13 protein-coding genes are annotated in these 16,033 nt (G+C 46.5%); 8 read left to right on the top strand and 5 right to left on the bottom strand.

The genetic code is table 11. From position 1 onward, the window contains the following. Positions 1-61: 61 nt before the first annotated feature. Positions 62-901, bottom strand: coding sequence for a class I SAM-dependent methyltransferase (locus ACSTTG_RS19600; RefSeq protein ID WP_438475905.1), 840 nt, complete (start codon positions 899-901; stop codon positions 62-64). Positions 902-1,419: 518 nt separating this feature from the next. Here ACSTTG_RS19600 and ACSTTG_RS19595 point away from each other — a divergent pair. After that, on the top strand, positions 1,420-1,797 hold the full coding sequence (locus ACSTTG_RS19595) for a MotA/TolQ/ExbB proton channel family protein (RefSeq protein ID WP_438475904.1): 378 nt from the start codon (positions 1,420-1,422) through the stop codon (positions 1,795-1,797). Positions 1,798-2,044: 247 nt separating this feature from the next. On the opposite strand, the gene ACSTTG_RS19590 is transcribed toward ACSTTG_RS19595, so the two are convergent. The 3 genes from ACSTTG_RS19590 to ACSTTG_RS19580 all read right to left on the bottom strand — a co-directional run bounded on the left by ACSTTG_RS19590 (position 2,045) and on the right by ACSTTG_RS19580 (position 4,683). After that, entirely contained in the window at positions 2,045-2,386 is a 342-nt protein-coding gene (locus ACSTTG_RS19590; protein WP_438475903.1) for a 4a-hydroxytetrahydrobiopterin dehydratase, read from the bottom strand. A gap of 38 nt (positions 2,387-2,424) precedes the next feature. After that, the gene (phhA, locus tag ACSTTG_RS19585) at positions 2,425-3,192 is read right to left on the bottom strand and encodes a phenylalanine 4-monooxygenase (protein WP_438475901.1); all 768 of its coding nucleotides are present in this window, start codon (positions 3,190-3,192) and stop codon (positions 2,425-2,427) included. 192 nt (positions 3,193-3,384) lie between these two features. Next, positions 3,385-4,683, bottom strand: a complete 1,299-nt coding sequence (locus ACSTTG_RS19580) for a serine hydrolase domain-containing protein (protein ID WP_438475900.1) — start codon at positions 4,681-4,683, stop codon at positions 3,385-3,387. Between the two features lie 109 nt (positions 4,684-4,792). Here ACSTTG_RS19580 and ACSTTG_RS19575 point away from each other — a divergent pair, with 109 nt between their 5' ends. Beyond that, complete coding sequence (locus ACSTTG_RS19575) at positions 4,793-5,683, top strand: LysR family transcriptional regulator (protein WP_438475899.1); 891 nt, start codon at positions 4,793-4,795, stop codon at positions 5,681-5,683. Between the two features lie 65 nt (positions 5,684-5,748). On the opposite strand, the gene ACSTTG_RS19570 is transcribed toward ACSTTG_RS19575, so the two are convergent. After that, positions 5,749-7,071 carry an MATE family efflux transporter gene (locus tag ACSTTG_RS19570; protein WP_438475898.1) on the bottom strand — a complete coding sequence of 441 codons (1,323 nt, stop codon included), beginning with the start codon at positions 7,069-7,071 and terminating at the stop codon, positions 5,749-5,751. A 768-nt stretch (positions 7,072-7,839) separates the two neighbouring features. Here ACSTTG_RS19570 and ACSTTG_RS19565 point away from each other — a divergent pair. The 6 genes from ACSTTG_RS19565 (at position 7,840) to ACSTTG_RS19540 (ending at position 15,783) form a co-directional block, all read left to right on the top strand. Next, positions 7,840-9,411 carry an ATP-binding cassette domain-containing protein gene (locus tag ACSTTG_RS19565; protein WP_438475897.1) on the top strand — a complete coding sequence of 524 codons (1,572 nt, stop codon included), beginning with the start codon at positions 7,840-7,842 and terminating at the stop codon, positions 9,409-9,411. A 137-nt stretch (positions 9,412-9,548) separates the two neighbouring features. Beyond that, positions 9,549-10,544: a transposase gene (locus tag ACSTTG_RS19560; RefSeq protein ID WP_438475896.1), complete on the top strand. Its 996-nt coding sequence runs from the start codon at positions 9,549-9,551 to the stop codon at positions 10,542-10,544. A 744-nt stretch (positions 10,545-11,288) separates the two neighbouring features. Next, entirely contained in the window at positions 11,289-12,371 is a 1,083-nt protein-coding gene (locus tag ACSTTG_RS19555) for a hypothetical protein (RefSeq protein WP_438457226.1), read from the top strand. A gap of 37 nt (positions 12,372-12,408) precedes the next feature. After that, positions 12,409-13,587 carry a toxic anion resistance protein gene (locus ACSTTG_RS19550; protein WP_438475895.1) on the top strand — a complete coding sequence of 393 codons (1,179 nt, stop codon included), beginning with the start codon at positions 12,409-12,411 and terminating at the stop codon, positions 13,585-13,587. Positions 13,588-13,597: 10 nt separating this feature from the next. Continuing rightward, entirely contained in the window at positions 13,598-15,157 is a 1,560-nt protein-coding gene (locus tag ACSTTG_RS19545; protein ID WP_438475894.1) for a vWA domain-containing protein, read from the top strand. Continuing rightward, entirely contained in the window at positions 15,157-15,783 is a 627-nt protein-coding gene (locus tag ACSTTG_RS19540; RefSeq protein ID WP_438475893.1) for a hypothetical protein, read from the top strand. Before ACSTTG_RS19545 ends, ACSTTG_RS19540 begins: the two co-directional genes overlap by 1 nt. Positions 15,784-16,033 lie beyond the last annotated feature (250 nt).

Below are 16,033 nucleotides of genomic sequence, written 5' to 3'. Positions count from 1 at the left end.
TAACTAGTTAACAACATATAGAGCCTTAAGGGGAACGCTTGCCCCTTAAGGCTAGTGCCAGTTATTTGTGACCGATCACTAATGCCATCTCATCACCATCAGAGAGCGGTGTGCCTCTTAGATCACTGAAGGTTCGCTTTATCTCAAGCCCATGAGCTGCCAATTCTTGGCTTAGGTCTTCTATAGTGAAGTGTTGAAGCCAGTTAAGTACAGTCCACTCTTTATCTTCTTGAGCGATCACATACTTATCCAGGGTGACTTTCTCATCATCGTATTTGAATGAAGACTGAATGCACCAGTAGTCCTTGTCACTCCAAAAGCCATTCATAGCGTTTTTCTCTAGGCTAAGAGATTCATTTTGCTTGGTAAACCTGGTTGTGGTATAAACATCAAGTGCAATCAAGCCATTGGGAGCAAGTAGAGACTTAAATTTCCGATACAGTTTTGAACGTTGTTCTGGATTCAAAGCGCACAAGTCACACATCACTAAGGTGATCAAATCAAACTTACGTGGGTCGCTGTACTCTAGGTAGTTTCCATAGTTGTACTCGACGGCAAGGCCAGCTTGCTTTGCTTGCTCTTTTGCGTACATCAAGGAGTTCTCAGAGAAATCCAAACCAACAACGGTACCAACCCCATTTTGTTTTAAACGATGGGTATACAGGCCCGGACCACAACCAAAATCGATGACTTTTGAGTCTTCGCCTAACTTAAACTCAGAAACCAGCCATCCGACAGATTCTTCGATGAAGGAAGCCGTTCGCGAGGCAAGGCTCAAATCTGGGTTCAAGTGGAAAGCCAGCATTTGACTAGCAATATGCTTATCAGTCCAAAGAACATCAGCAGTATATTCAGACCAAACGGCAGGTTTTGTGGTTGCAGTATCAATTTTTTTAAACATTTTTGTAATTCCGACAATGATTTAATTGCCATCCTCACAACATACTACTGGGCCAGAAATTGCCCCAAAATGCAGTAAGGACGCGTTAAAGAAGTAGTTTTTTTAGTAATAATCATTGCAAGAGCCTCCGTAGAAAAGGTTAAAAATCAGACGAAGGTTATATCACGTGTGGAAGGGTGTCAATTGGCATGATTATGGCATAGCCCCTAGTATTGTTGGCAGAATAATTATCGGAGGCCTTAACAACGTAGTAGCATAATTATGGATGTCTCTATAGGAATAGCTAATAATTCACTGCCTAACTCATACCCTGATTTCAGTGGGGATAGGATGGGAAAAGTATATTTTAACTAGCTAATTAGTTAAAAAGAAGCCTAATTCCGACGAATAAAAACTTTGAAAAATGGTAAATTGTAGGCAACTATAATTTATGTGAAAACTGCTATGTCTGTACCCATCCTCATCACAAAAGTTGTCCTCGAATCTAGGCGAAACCATGCTTGGCCGTTGGGGCGAATATGATCAAGAAACTATTCCCAATCCTGTATATTGTTCCAGTTTTGATTGTGATCTTTCTATTTGCGTCGCAAAATGGACTGACTGCCTATGTTGATCTCATCAGTCTTTACTTCGTGCTGGTCCCTACGTACTTAGCTGGGCTAGTCGGATCGAGACACTCACGTCGCACCTCTATTGCCGGTATATTTTGGGGTTCAATGTTAAGTGGTCTGCTCGGATTTTTAATGGGCCTTATAGTCAATTTATCCGCCTCATACGACGACCCAGCAGCAGCTCTGTCGTTTGGCTTATCAGTTTCTCTTTTGCCTTTATTCTATGGTTTGACAATCGGTTTACTGACCTTGCCTTTCTACCTAGTCGCTCGTGCAGAGTCGTGAGATGGTTAGCTGTTTAGAATTCATAGTAGCCAAGGATTGGCGCTGATAGCATTTTACACAGGCAAGATCAGCAGGTTAATCGCTGTTGTGGTTCGGCGTTTGAAACTGACTTAGCTTGTGAGCTAGATTCCCCTTTGCCACTTCATCACTTGAAATGGCAAAGGGAAGAACTGATAGCGCCTCTGGCGAGGCATTGATTTAGACGTTAAGAATTCAATCTCAGAGGCTCTCTATTTACCGAAGGCCATCACTGTTGTGACTCGAGTAACTGGTCGCATTTGGCCGCGCAAATAAAATCATTCCGATGCAGCCCCTTAATTTTATGGCTCCACCAAGTGACGGTGACTTTTCCCCACTCTAATAAGATCGCGGGATGATGAAACTCATCTTCTGCTAATTGTGCGATTAGGTTAGAGAATGCCCAAGCGGCTTTGAAGCTCTTGAAAGTGAACTGCTTTTCCAGTTGCGGGATACCGTCTCTTACCACGATCTTCCAATGATCGATTTGGTTTAACAGTGTTTGTTGCTCTTGAGCCGTTAAGGCGGTCGCCTCGCTGGTGCAGGCTTCACAGCGGAGTTCATTTAGCATAGTTTCTCTTCCTTGGTAACATTAGTACTGATTAGAGTTTAGAAAGGCGGTGCTAATAAGCCAGCGTTCATGGCTTGGTTAACTTGCTCAGTCAGCTGCTGAGGGCTCAGGGCATAGAGCTGCTGAATCTCTTTTAATACAAAATAGGTTGGCTGCATAATGTCGATTCGATAAGGAGTTCGCAGCACAGTATTGAGCTCGAATGCCTGACGCGCTGGCCGGTGATCTTCTAGTGCGTAGCGCGTCTCACCCGGGGAGGATAAAATGCCGCCACCATAGATCTTGAGCTGCCCATGTTGCTCAACGAGGCCAAACTCAACGGTAAACCAGTACAAGCGAGCCAGGTAACTGCGCTGTTTTGAGTCGGCGTGATGGCCAAGCTGGCCGTAGGTATGGGTAAATTCGGCAAACTCTGGGTTGGTGAGCATGGCGCAGTGGCCAAAGATCTCGTGGAAGAAGTCGGGCTCTTGCACATAATCGAACTCAGCTCGTGAGCGAAGAAAAGTGGCAACGGGGAATTTGCGCTGCGCCAGGAGGGCAAAGAAGCGATCAAAGTCGATCAGCGCTGGAACTGCTTCGACCTGCCAGCCGGTCTCGTTGAGCAATACATGGTTTATCTCAGTGAGTTGCGGGGCTCGGTCGCCTGGTAGGTTAAGTAACTTCAATCCTCGAATGTACTCTTTACACGCACTCTGCTTGACTAAAGGTAGTTGCCGAGAGACTAAATCCTGCCAGATTTGGTCTTCTTCAGTGCTCCAATCAAGATTGCCGTGCTGATCAACAGGCTTGGATACATAGTGAGTCATGTCGCCACCGAGATAGGTTTGTTTACCTCAAGCCTATGTCTAGACATGAATGGCGACAATTATCAGGTGTAAATTCTGTACACTTTACGCTGTAACAAATAATTTACATTTAACAGTTAAAGGTGAGGGCAATGAGCCAGACGAGCTTATAAGTCATTCATCTGGCTCATAAAGACATATTTTTCGCAGATATTACTTCAGATGCTCGGCAACCGCATCGTGAGAGATCATGCGAACCTTGTTCTCAGTGCGTCTAGCATTGGATGCTGAGGCGGCGGAAGAGAAGCTAGCAATCACCAAATCCTGCTCTTGGTTGATGTACATCACCTGACCAAACACGCCGCGGAAGGTACCAATGCCTTTCTCACTGTCGTGAACCCACATGTAGTTCTTATAGCCTTCTAGTTGTGGGTCGTAAGCTGCAGCGCCTTCCACTTTGTAAATGCTGCGCTCAGTATGTAGGCGTTCTTCATCGGTAAGTGCAAACGTATCCTTGACCCAATCTTTAGCAAACACTTGCTCACCGTTGTATTTACCGTCGTTGGCTATCGCCATACCCACACGAGCAAAGTCACGCAGCGTAGTGTTGAAACCGCCAGTGGCAATTGGGTTAAATGACGGATCGGTCCAGTAGAAGGCATCATGCTCAACGCCGAGTTTGTTCCATACGTTGTCAGCAATAAAGGTTTGCAGCGGTTGTCCTGAAACGCGGCTAATGATCCAACCAATCACGTCGACGTTAGGAGAGTGGTACTCGAATTTGTAGCCTGGCTCCAAATCTGGGTTTTGGGTGAACATCGGGGCGAACTCAAGTAGGCCACGAGGGGTGTCATCCTTGGTAGGATCAATGCCGTAGTACTGGATTGCAGGGGCAAATCCAACGCGACTAAAGTACTCAGTGACCATTGCGCCTGGGACCATGTTTTCATAGTCTTCGGAGTAATCCAGTGCTGTAACCATATTGAGCACTTCACGCACCGTGCGCTGACCAAAGTGCTTGCCCTTTAGCTCAGGGATGTAGCTCTCAACTTTTGCATCAACGTCGACTTTGCCCTGCTCAACCAATAGGCCCATCAACTGGCCGGTTAAGGATTTTGTTGAAGATGCCCAAAGGTGGTGGTCGCGCTCAGTAAATTCATTGAAGTACTCTTCGTAGATAATCTCGCCCTTGTGCACGACGACAAAGCCATCGGTGTGGTCGTTGATCATCGCCTGACGCAGGGTAATTTCCTCACCCTCATATTCAAAACGAATATTGGCAATATCTGAGTTAATTGCTTCAGGGATCTTAACGATGTCGCCACCGCGCGGCACCATTACATTAGGCTGAATACCTACGTTACGGAAGGTCCAGTGGTTAAAGGGTTGCGCACCCCAGTTCATCAATGTGGCTTGTTTTTCAGGTGCCGCCGGTACGGTATCCATAACCGTTGCTGATACGCCAGAGGTCAGACCCAGTGCTACCAAGCCTGCAATCAGAGTTTTTTTCATTGTTTTCTCTTTTTTGTTGCACGTTGAATTTACTGATTACTATACGTAAACTACAGGCCAACAAACACAGGCATTATGTTGGTGCTTTACGTTCATTGAGGTAAAACAAGTGATCACTCTCGAACAAATTAACTGTTTTCGCGCCGTTTACGAGCATCAGAGTTATAGCGCGGCGGCGCGCAGCCTAAACAAAGACCGAACCACAGTGCGTGAGCGGGTGCTGACGATTGAGGATACGATTGGTTTGCCTTTGTTTGAAATTCGCGGGAAAAAAGCCGTTGCCACTGAGCTGGGTCGTTACCTCTATCCAAGAGCACGAAATATTAGTAAGCAAGTGGATGATTTTGAACAGGTGGCCTGGTCAGCCTGCAATGCGCAATTAACCGAGCTGACCATCCATTACGATACGCTGATCCCACACTCATTATTGCAAGCTGTGAACGCCTGTATTAAGGAGAAAGCGCCATGGCTACAGGTTCATTGGCTGCATCGTAATCGCGATGAGAGCTTTACCGCGTTAGAAAAAGGGCAAGCCCAATTGATGCTCTCATTGCTCGGAGGAGGGACGACGGCACCAGCGAAAGTCGGGGTGACCAACCTTGGCGCATCGCAATATGCTGGATATGCGCACCCGAGCAGCAGGTTGTTTGAGCACCAAGCCGTCAGCCTTTCCCAGTTGGTGAGTGAACCTCAGTGGCTGATTGAAAATACGCCCCAAAGCGTCCTTAAAGTGTTTGAGGTGTCTGGTCAAATCCAGGTCGTGAGTAATGTTGACTTGATGGTCAAGTTACTCGAGCAGGGTGGCTGGGGGCTACTGAATGTGGAAGACGCCGAGGGCTATGTTGCGCAAGGCCAATTGCGACAGCTTCCCACTCAAGAGTTACTGCAGGCGTTCTCGAGCAGTATTGTGTTGTTTTATAGCTTTGAGCATGAGACCAACCCAGTGATAGCCCATCTGCTAGCGAAAATTCCAGAGCTCGCTCGCCAGTACTTAAGCTAATAAGTGTCCCTTTAACGGGTAACCTGTGAACGAAGACAGGCTACCCGGTGTTTTTAGAACGGGATTTAGGTCTGTGTAATCATATTAGTAGAGCGCAAGTATCTAAATCGAGCCATAAACACACCCGCATCCACGATATTTGCCAGTGCAATTACACTAAATAGCCAAACAACGTCTAACCCCAATTGAACGACTACCCAACTAGGCAGGACAATATTGAACCATAGAAGCACGATCTTGATCAGCGCGGTTTTTGATATGTCGCCAAGTCCTCTTAGCGCTGCGGTATAAACAAACTGCAGACCCAGTGGGATTTGAGCTAAACCAATGATGCGGATATAGAGTGCGGCGTCATTGATGACGTCCGGTTGATTGGCAAATAGCCGCGCAAATGATTCGGGAGCGAGGGCCATAAGTAAGCCGATAACACCCATAAAGACGCAAGTCACTCTGGCGGTCACCCGAACAACCTTATCGACCTTGTCAGGTTGATTGGCACCGATAAATCGACTGACCAGCGTAGTCGCTGCCGCAGCCGTCCCAAGCCCTGGCAGAAAGGCAATACTCTCAACGCGATAACCAATCTGAAAACCCGCTGCAACCGAGGCAGCATAATGGTTGATCAGTGATATGACCAGCAGCCAACTTAATTGAAAGGTCAGGTTTTCGATCATTGAGGGAATGCCAAGCTTGAGGATGTCTTTGACATATTTCAGCGCACATTCAATCTGCATCGAATAGGCACTAGTACATTGAATGACAACGAGATACAAACCCACACTAAATACTGTCGCGATAATAGTTCCCAGCGCAGCCCCTTGCACACCGAGCGCTGGTGCGCCAAAGTGACCAAAGATAAACACGTAATTGAAAATGATATTCAAACCTAAACTGATGATCTTGATTTTCATCGGCAGCTTGCTGTTACCAATCGAGACAAAATACGTAAACAGCAGAACGTCGAGATAAACAAACAGTGAGCCTGCGAGCAAGGTGCCAAAATACAAACCACCGAGCTCCGCTACTTGTGGCGTTGTTTGTAGCAGTAAATACAAGTCTGCTACAAACGGAACTGCTAACGCGCTAAGAATTGATAGCGGCAGCGCAATAACAAACATTGCCCCAAGGACATTGGTGGCGTTTTGCGGATTGCTTGCGCCAATAAAGCGGGCAACGAGTATGCCACCCCCGGTCGCAAAGAGGTTATCGAGTACCCCAATTGAACCTGAGAGTAAAACCAGACCCATGCCCACGGCAGTGAGCTCGGCGGCGCCAAGCTGGCCAATCATAAATAGGTCGATCAGCACCATGGCCATATCGAGAAATATTTTTAAGGATACAGGAATGGCTATGCTCAAAACCTGTTTTGAAAGAGACAGAGAATTCATTTGCTAAGTAACATACACACGAGTGTACGTCTCCATGTAAAAATGGAGGCTAGCATTACGGAGAGTGTTTTCGGTGACTTGCTCTCAGTACTAGCCGCAATTTTCCGCGGCCAATAAGGACACGGATACGTTAGTTACAAGTACCGTCAAGCGTGAAAGAGCTAAGAGAGCTATTTCTGTATATTACGCTGAGCGGCGGATCCTATCCGCTGAGGCAAAAATGCGAAAATTCCATTTTACAGTGAATATCATTATGGCCTCCTTGTGGTTACTAACAATCCGTCTAGGCAATGAAGTTACAATAACCTTATTTGCATGTCAAACTCGTGTTTGTTTAGCAAATGGCATATAGGTCATTGATTTACATGCAGGTGATAATGAACTAGTAAACAAGAGGTTTATGGTAGTTGCTGCACTTCGGTAATCGCGATTTGGTCAATGTGGATATCACTTTTGAATCAAAGAAAGCAAAAGATCTTGACGGTTGTTGATTAAATCGCCTAGCATTTGCGCATCACTTCTTGAGGAGATTACGCCGATATGAATCACTAAACCTGTCATCCATTCGCATTCTATTTTTTGGATTTACAGGGTTAGTAGGCGTAGCTCACTTACCGATACTTCTTTGCATGCACAATACTCGCGTTGAGTGGTTTCTTTAAGTGGAAACTCATCTTTATCAGCGAATTGCTAACGAGTCATTGCACTGATTTAATCTCTATTTATATCAAGCTGCGGTTATTGTCCCTGTCACGCAGGAGGCAAAGTATGCCATTTTTACAGGCTTACAATATTTATCATCAATTTGACAACGGCGAGAGGCTATTTGGGCCGCTATCGTGCGTTATGAACCGGCAACGAGTAGGGCTCGTTGGACGCAATGGTGTCGGTAAATCAGTGCTAGCATCGATACTCTGTGGTGAGCGAGAGCCCTCCGGCGGCTCCGTTACTCAGCCACTCGCATTTGCCGTCTATCGCCAGCAGCGCTCTGAGTTGTTGTCGGGCACGGAATCTATTGCTCAATACTTAGGACTAGACCACGTGCTGGCCGCGATCAATAAGATTGAATCGGGAGACTGCTCGGAGCATTGGTTCGAGATAGTGGGTGAGCAGTGGGACCTAGCCAATCAACTCGCTCGGCAACTCGATGAAATGGGCTTGCCACCCGAGCCTGACTTTGCTTGTGCCCAGCTGAGTGGTGGGCAGTTAGCCCGATTGCAGCTGTGGCGGTTATTTGACAGCCAAGTGCCACTGCTGATTCTCGACGAGCCATCTAATCACCTTGATGCCGATGCTAAGCAGTGGCTGATAGCGTCTATGCGTCAGTTCTCAGGCGCGATATTACTCATCAGTCATGATCGAGCGCTGCTGCGCGAGATGGACGAGATTTGGGAGCTATCGAGTTTGGGTTTACAAACCTTTGGTGGTAACTACGATACCTATGCTGAGCAAAAGCACGCCGAGCAGCAGGCTGTTGAGAGGCAATTAGCCAGTGTTGAGCGACAAAGCAAACACCTAGAAAAGCAAGCGCAGCGCAACCGAGAAAAAGCGCAGCAACGAGCGGCACAGGGAAACAAGCTGCGTAAAGAGGGCAGCCAAGCCAAAATTTTGCTTGATAGCAAGAAGAACAAGTCCACGGCAAGCGCATCGAATCGCAATAAAAACCAGCAGCATCGCCGTGAGCAACTGCAAGATAAGTCACAAGGCTTAACGCTCCGTAAGGAGCAGAATAAAAGCCAAACACTGTATCTGGCAGACGCTGAGCCGCGAGCGAGAAAAGCGATTTTTATGCGACAAGTTAGATTGCTATTTGGTCAATCTCAGCCCATTACAATGCAGGTTAATGCTCTGGATAAAGTGCATTTAGAAGGCCGTAATGGATGCGGTAAATCTACACTGCTTAAAACCCTATTAGGTCAGTTTTCACTGCAAAGTGGCGAGTTACAAGTCAATACACCGTTATACTACCTCGACCAACACTTTGCGCTGATCCGCTCAGAGCTGTCGATGCTCGACAACCTGATGCATTACTGTGAGGGAATGAACGAGTCAGATGCACGAACGCTGTTAGCTGGGATTGGTTTTCGCCGAGACAGCGTCTTTCGCCCCGGAAGCGTTCTGAGTGGCGGTGAGAAGATGAAGCTTTCGATGCTGATAGTTAGCCACCAACCCAGTCAGCCATTGCTATTGCTCGATGAGCCCGATAACCATCTTGATTTGACGTCGAAACAGATGCTGGCACAGGCGCTCGCCAACTACCGTGGTGGCTTTATTTTGGTCAGTCATGATGCTGATTTTGCCCAGGAGTCAGGGGTGCAGCGCCAAATTACACTCTCATAGAGCACCCGTTCAAACCTCAATGTGGATACACAGCACTTGTCTGTGATATATTGAATATATCATGACACCCATAATACTGGTGAAGTTATCGACCCTATCCTACACTGAAGTAGTGCTCAAGCCTTAGGAGAATCACGATGCCCAAAGCTCGCTCTGAACAAGTTAGTCTGGATGATACGGCCTACTATCACTGTGTTTCGCGCTGTGTGCGCAGAGCCTACTTATGTGGCGTTGATGAGATTACCGGCAAGAGTTATGAACATCGGCGGGGTTGGGTTGAAGCGCGTCTGCTTAAGTTGGCGCGTGTGTTCGCGATTGATGTTTGTTCGTATGCGGTGATGAGTAATCATACTCACGTGGTGCTGCATGTTAATCAGGTAACGGCTCTGGGCTGGAGTGCGAATGAGGTCTTGGAGCGCTGGCATCAATTGCACAAAGGAACATTGCTCACCACTCGCTATCTTAGTGGGGAGCAGCTTGATGATGCGTCATTGAAAGCGGTTATGGATATTGTTGAGGTTTATCGTCAGCGTCTGTATGACATCAGCTGGTTTATGCGTAGTCTCAATGAGACCATAGCCCGTCAAGCGAACAGAGAAGAGGGGTGCACTGGTCGATTTTGGGAAGGGCGTTTTAAATCACAAGCGCTGCTTGACGAAGCCGCTTTAGTGGCCTGTATGGCCTATGTCGATTTAAACCCGGTCCGTGCCCAGATAGCGCGAACCCCTGAAGAGTCAGAATATACCAGCATCAAGGCGAGGGTGGATACGCTTCAGGACTCTGACGGCTGCAACCCGCGCCAACCAGAAGCCTTATTCCCCTTTGTCGGTGACCCTAGACAGGATATGCCTGAAGGACTGCCGTTCCGGCTTGAAGATTACCTGTCACTGGTGGATTTCAGTGGTCGCGCTATACGCGAAGACAAACCTGGGGCAATAGCTGAGTTCCAGCCACCGATTCTGTCTAGATTAGGAATTGATGAAGCGGTGTGGGGATCTCTGATTATTTCGCTTGAAAAAGAGTTCACCGGACCTATCGGCGGTGAAAAGTCTCTGCGTCAATATCAGCGACATCACGGCTTGCAGCGGATGCAAGGCGTTAGAGTTGCCAGGCGATGCTTTAAAGCGGCTTAGCTGTCCATTTATCAAGCTCGACTTTCCGCTGATGAGTGCAGTGGTGACGAGCTTTTTGCACAATACTGCCCAATAACCAGAAATATGCTTCTAATGATAGCTTTGGTCTGATATTTGACTCTTTTTCTATTCAGTATCCCGTACCGTTGTTGATTCGATAGGACGGTATTGTTCTTTAGCGTAAATATGGGTGTCTTTATAAACAGTGATATCTAGTTTGCGTGAACACGGTTTCGTAGTTGATGCATCATGCATGCAAGATAAGTAATCTAACTAAGCTAGGAGTTATAAATGCTACTAACTTTTTTATACCTATCATTTTTACCAAGCTTTGAATGAAATTATTCCTTAGATTTGACTTAACTTTTCCTTCTAGTGGTTAACTTTACATCTAAATTCCCATCCTTTCCTCTTTAAATTTAACAGCTCAATAACTCCAATAGGGTGAGCTAATTGCTCGGACAAAAATTAACCATTATTTTGATGTGTTATGTCGTTACCCTCCATGATTGTAATTTACCTTATCAAATTACACGTCCGAGGTTCAGTACTTTGCTTTGATAGTACAGCGATGCGAACGATTAGGTAGCTAAGAGTTAAGTTAATTATTAGCTATCGTAAAAAATCTGTCATAAATATTTAATCTAACTTCTTTCTGGTCTGGTTAATCAACAGGAGGTTTACGTCGTCTTGTTTTAAGAAATATCGATAGTTATTAATACTTGCAAGTAAAAGGAATACCTAATGAAAATTGCTGCCAAAATAACAACAGCGTTGTTGGTTATTGGTGTGGGTGCAGCCATATATATGTCGGCTGATGAGCAATCTGCTAAGCGAAATACAGTTGAGGTTAGGGGTGTTTCTGGTTCAGAAAAACTGCCCTTTTTCCGCGATGAAGAGACTACTGATTTGTTGGCTAAACAGCAGGTTAGTGCACGTGTAGAGAGTGCAGGCTCGCGTGAGATTGCGAATTATGATTTAGCCAATTACGACTTTGCGTTTCCCGCTGGGTCGCCAGCCGCTCAAAAAATAAGAGAAGAGCACAATATCAGAAATGCAATTAATGCGTTTCACAGTCCAATGGTGATTGCAAGTTGGGAGCCTATTGCGGAAGTTCTTATTAATAATGGGATCGTTGAGAAAAAGCCAGCAGGCTACTATGCGCTGGATATGAATAAGCTATTTGAGCTCATTATATCGCGTACTCGATGGAATGAACTTGAGGACAGCGAGGCATTCCCGGTCAATAAGTCAATTTTGGTTACTACCACGGATGTCAGTCGCTCAAACAGTGCGGCAATGTATCTTTCTTTGGCCAGTTATATTCTAAACGACAGTCAAGTTGTGCAGAACCGTGGGCAGGCAGATAAGCAATTAGATGAGTTAAAGGCGTTATTTGCGCGACAAGGTTTTACCGAGCAATCATCCGCGATTCCGTTTCAATCTTATCTCAATATGGGACCTGGGGCGGTTTCTATGTTGATGATGTATGAATCTCAGTTTATCGAGGAGATGGTTAAGCCAAACTCAGCGTTGACCGACGACATGGTACTGCTATACCCAGAGCCGACCATTTTCTCACGCCATGTATTTTTACCCCTGTCGCCAGAGGGAGAGCGCTTAGGGCAAGCGTTGGTTGATGATGAGGATATTCAACGTATGGCGGTGCGTTATGGTATGCGTCCGCAAAATGTCGCTTTATTCCGCGAGTTCATCGCTGAAAATGACGTCACTATTCCATCGCAGCTGTTCAATGTTATCGAGCCACCGACATTTGAATTGCTGGAATATATGATCGACTCAGTTGTCGGTACTCCCACCCACTAAAAAAATAGATTGACTAAAAAGTTGTAAGGAAATGGCTATGGCCGAAATTACCCTGACACCACCGGCAGCCGTGCCAGTGGTTGAGAAAGAAAAAGCAGCGGGAATGGTTCCGCTAACAGATGATCAAAAAGAAAACCTGTTAGTGAAGGCCAGTTTGGTGACCAAGACTATCGTCGAAAAGTCGATTATGGACCAGGACTTTAAAAGCCAGGTAGATGCCGTTCATGCTATGGGCAATCAGGAGATTAGGCAGGCGGCGGGCATGTCGAATCGCTTCTTGGCGCGTCCTGCTGCCGCAACCAGTAATTTGGGTGATACATCACCGGTGGGATTAAAGCTCATCGATTTGCGAGACACCATTGAGGATCTTGACCCAAGCAAACAGGGGGCAAGCTTGTTGTCGCCGAGAAAACTACTCGGCTTGATCCCTTACGGTAATCATCTTAAAGCGTATTTTCGTAAGTATCAGTCTTCGCAGGCGCATATCAATGCCATTATCGAAGGCTTGCTTAACGGACAAGATGAACTGCGCAAAGACAATAGCGCGATTGAGATCGAAAAGGCCGAGTTGTGGGCACTGATGGGTAAAATTGAAGGCTACATCTACATGGGTAAAGAGCTGGACAAGCAGCTAGAGAGCCAAGTAGCGGCGCTTGAAAGCCAAGATCCAGAAAAAGCCCGCGTTGTGCGTGATGAGGTTTTGTTTTATGTCCGCCAGAAGGTTCAAGATCTTCTCACTCAAATGGCGACCACCGTTCAAGGCTATCTTGCCCTTGATCTGGTGCGCAAAAACAATCTCGAGCTAATCAAAGGTGTTGACCGCGCAACCTCGACCACAGTCAGCGCTCTGCGCACAGCGGTGATTGTTGCCCAAGCCCTGAGTAATCAGAAACTGGTGTTGGATCAGATTAACGCGCTCAACAAGACGACGGGTGACTTAGTGGCAGGAACCGCAAGCATGTTACGCCAGCAGGCATCTGAAATTCATCAGCAGGCGAGCAGCACAACCATTGATCTTGATAAGCTTCAAAGCGCATTTAGCGATATCTATGCGACGTTTGAAGATATCTCTACCTATAAGGCCGAAGCGCTGAACAATATGAAAGAAAGTGTCAATGTGCTGACTGAGGGACTAGAAAAGTCCAAACCATTCTTGGCTCAGGTGGCATCAGAGTCTAGTAATCCAAACTCCGTTGCACCAGCGCTGAATATTTAAGGAATCAACAATGTTTAAGAAAATTGGCTTGGCGCTAGTATCGTTGAGCTGCCTATTGCTTATCAATGGCTGTAATAGTGAAGCGCCGCGTGTTCAACAAACCATCACCATACTCGCGGGTTCTGAGCTTGCGGATTTAGAGCCCAAATTAGGTGACATTCGCAATAAAACCGGGATCTCGATTGAGTTCAAGTACATAGGTACGCTTGACGGTGCAGAAGCTCTGGTTAGCGGTGAGGACTACGATCTTGCTTGGTTCTCGCACGCGAAATACTTAAGCTTGCTGCAAGGCAATGACAAAGTGATTCAGGCTTCAGAGCGTATTGGCTTGTCACCGGTGATACCGGCTGTTAAAGAGAGCTTAGCGAAACAGTGGGGCTGGGACAGTAAGCCTGTTACTTGGGCGGATATTGCCGAAAAGACCCGCAGTGGTGAGTTCAATTATGGAATGACCGATCCTACCGCATCCAACTCTGGTTTTTCCGCAGTGCTTGGCGTGCAGGCGGCGTTCTCAAACTCTAGTGATGTGATTACCGTCGAGTCATTAGATACTGAAAAACTCGAGGCATTTTTCAGTGGTCAGGCGCTGGTATCTGGCAGCTCTGGTTGGTTGGCTGAGGCGTATGTTCGCGACCAAGATACTCTGGCTGGTTTGTTCAACTACGAGAGTGTGATCCTTTCGATGAACCAATCTAATGAGCTAGAGGAAAAGCTGATTCCCGTCTATCCGACTGACGGTGTGGTGACCGCAGATTACCCACTGTTGCTGATCAATGAACAAAAGCGTGATGCCTTTGATTTACTTGTCGACTACCTAAAGTCGGAAGAGACACAGCAGTGGCTTATGGATGAGACATTCCGTAGACCGGTTGTACCAGCTGTGAAGCTGAACAGCAGCTTCTCACAGCGCTATTTAATGGAGCTGCCTTTTCCTGCAGACATTGACACCGTAAATGAGCTGTTGTTTAGCTACCTCAACGAACACAAAAAGCCGAATACGTCTATTTTTGTTCTAGATTTGAGCGGGTCAATGAACTGGGATGGACGCATGGATCAACTTCGCTCTGCACTGCTAAGCCTATCGGGCAATGATACCAGTGTCAGTGGTCAGTTCACTCAATTCCGTCATCGCGAACATGTCATAATGATCCCATTTAATGATCGTGTGATGGCTCCGGCGTTCTTTGAGGTCGAGGGCGACGAGTCATTGCAAGAAATTAAAGACTACGTCAATGGTTTGAATGCAAATCGTGGAACCGCGATTTATGATGCGTTGATCAAAGCTTACGAAATCGCTGAGATGAAAGCCAAAGAGGATTCAGATCGTATGTTCTCAATCGTACTGATGACTGATGGCGACAACAATCATGGCCGTACGCTCCGGCATTTCCAAGATTGGTATGCACAGCAGGAACAAGATCTCGCGAATGTACGTACCTTCCCAATCCTGTTTGGCGAGTCGAACGAGCGTGAAATGACCCGGGTGTCAGAGATCACCGGTGGGCGAAATTTTGATGCCCGTAAGCACTCGTTAACCTATGTGATGAAGCAAATTCGGGGCTATCAATAATGCCTCGTTCAAAGCAGCAAAAGTTGATGCTCTATCTCTACAGCACGCCCCACTTAGTGGGCTGCTGTTTGGGGTTACTGGCACTGCTTGCTTTTTTTGTTGGCCTCATCGCTAACTGGTGGTTGTTTATTGTAGTGGGTAGCTATGGTGTGGGCGTATTGCTCACACCCGAAAACAAAGCACTAAAGGTTGAACTCAGTCATCAGATGGATGCAGATGAATTATCTATGCAACTCAACAGGCTGCTGGATAATGCGAAAGAGCGTCTTTCAGATCAAGTGAAGCAACCACTGGAAAACATCCGCAATAAGGTGGATCAGATATTGCCCTTAATGGAACGCATGGCCGTCTTTAATCATGATGTCCATACGGTCAAACAGGTCATTACCACGTATTTGCCCGATATGTTATCGAGTTACTTGCGACTGCCTCCCGCTTATGCACGTTTTCATACGCTACAAAGTGGAAAAACCTCACGAGATGAGCTAGTTGAACAGTTGGTCATTCTCGACAAGGCACTGGAAGAGATCCTTGGCGAGTTGTTGACTGACGATGTCAATGCGCTCCGAGCCCATGGGGAGTTCCTGAAGACGAAATTTGCTTCAACAGATATATGGGTTGATTAATTTTGATAAAGAGTGCCCGAGCAGCCTAGGTTGGCTTGGGCACCATTTTCTCACTTCCCCTATAGTGCGATAGAGTTATTGCTACTATGCGAGCACACCTTAAACACAGCCTCTATTCATACTTAATTACAGCCTTGCCTAAGCTAGTAGGTTGCTTCAATTGATAGGGTGGATTTCTATGCGGTCAAACTTGCGTTAAGTTCTCTCGGTTAGCTAAAGGTGTTTGGTTAGTCACGATACTGATTTTGCG

Origin of the sequence: Vibrio glycogenivorans (genome assembly GCF_051660965.1) — a bacterium.
GTDB lineage: Bacteria > Pseudomonadota > Gammaproteobacteria > Enterobacterales > Vibrionaceae > Vibrio.
The sequence above is the reverse complement of the archived record's forward strand: the minus strand, read 5'-3'. Positions and strand labels throughout refer to the sequence as shown.

Coding starts and splice junctions, on each gene's coding strand:
- ACSTTG_RS19600 (WP_438475905.1), bottom strand. CDS start 901: ATGTTTAAAAAAATTGATACTGCAACCACAAAACCTGCCGTTTGGTCT.
- ACSTTG_RS19595 (WP_438475904.1), top strand. CDS start 1,420: ATGATCAAGAAACTATTCCCAATCCTGTATATTGTTCCAGTTTTGATT.
- ACSTTG_RS19590 (WP_438475903.1), bottom strand. CDS start 2,386: ATGCTAAATGAACTCCGCTGTGAAGCCTGCACCAGCGAGGCGACCGCC.
- phhA (WP_438475901.1), bottom strand. CDS start 3,192: ATGACTCACTATGTATCCAAGCCTGTTGATCAGCACGGCAATCTTGAT.
- ACSTTG_RS19580 (WP_438475900.1), bottom strand. CDS start 4,683: ATGAAAAAAACTCTGATTGCAGGCTTGGTAGCACTGGGTCTGACCTCT.
- ACSTTG_RS19570 (WP_438475898.1), bottom strand. CDS start 7,071: ATGAATTCTCTGTCTCTTTCAAAACAGGTTTTGAGCATAGCCATTCCT.
- ACSTTG_RS19565 (WP_438475897.1), top strand. CDS start 7,840: ATGCCATTTTTACAGGCTTACAATATTTATCATCAATTTGACAACGGC.
- ACSTTG_RS19560 (WP_438475896.1), top strand. CDS start 9,549: ATGCCCAAAGCTCGCTCTGAACAAGTTAGTCTGGATGATACGGCCTAC.
- ACSTTG_RS19555 (WP_438457226.1), top strand. CDS start 11,289: ATGAAAATTGCTGCCAAAATAACAACAGCGTTGTTGGTTATTGGTGTG.
- ACSTTG_RS19550 (WP_438475895.1), top strand. CDS start 12,409: ATGGCCGAAATTACCCTGACACCACCGGCAGCCGTGCCAGTGGTTGAG.
- ACSTTG_RS19545 (WP_438475894.1), top strand. CDS start 13,598: ATGTTTAAGAAAATTGGCTTGGCGCTAGTATCGTTGAGCTGCCTATTG.
- ACSTTG_RS19540 (WP_438475893.1), top strand. CDS start 15,157: ATGCCTCGTTCAAAGCAGCAAAAGTTGATGCTCTATCTCTACAGCACG.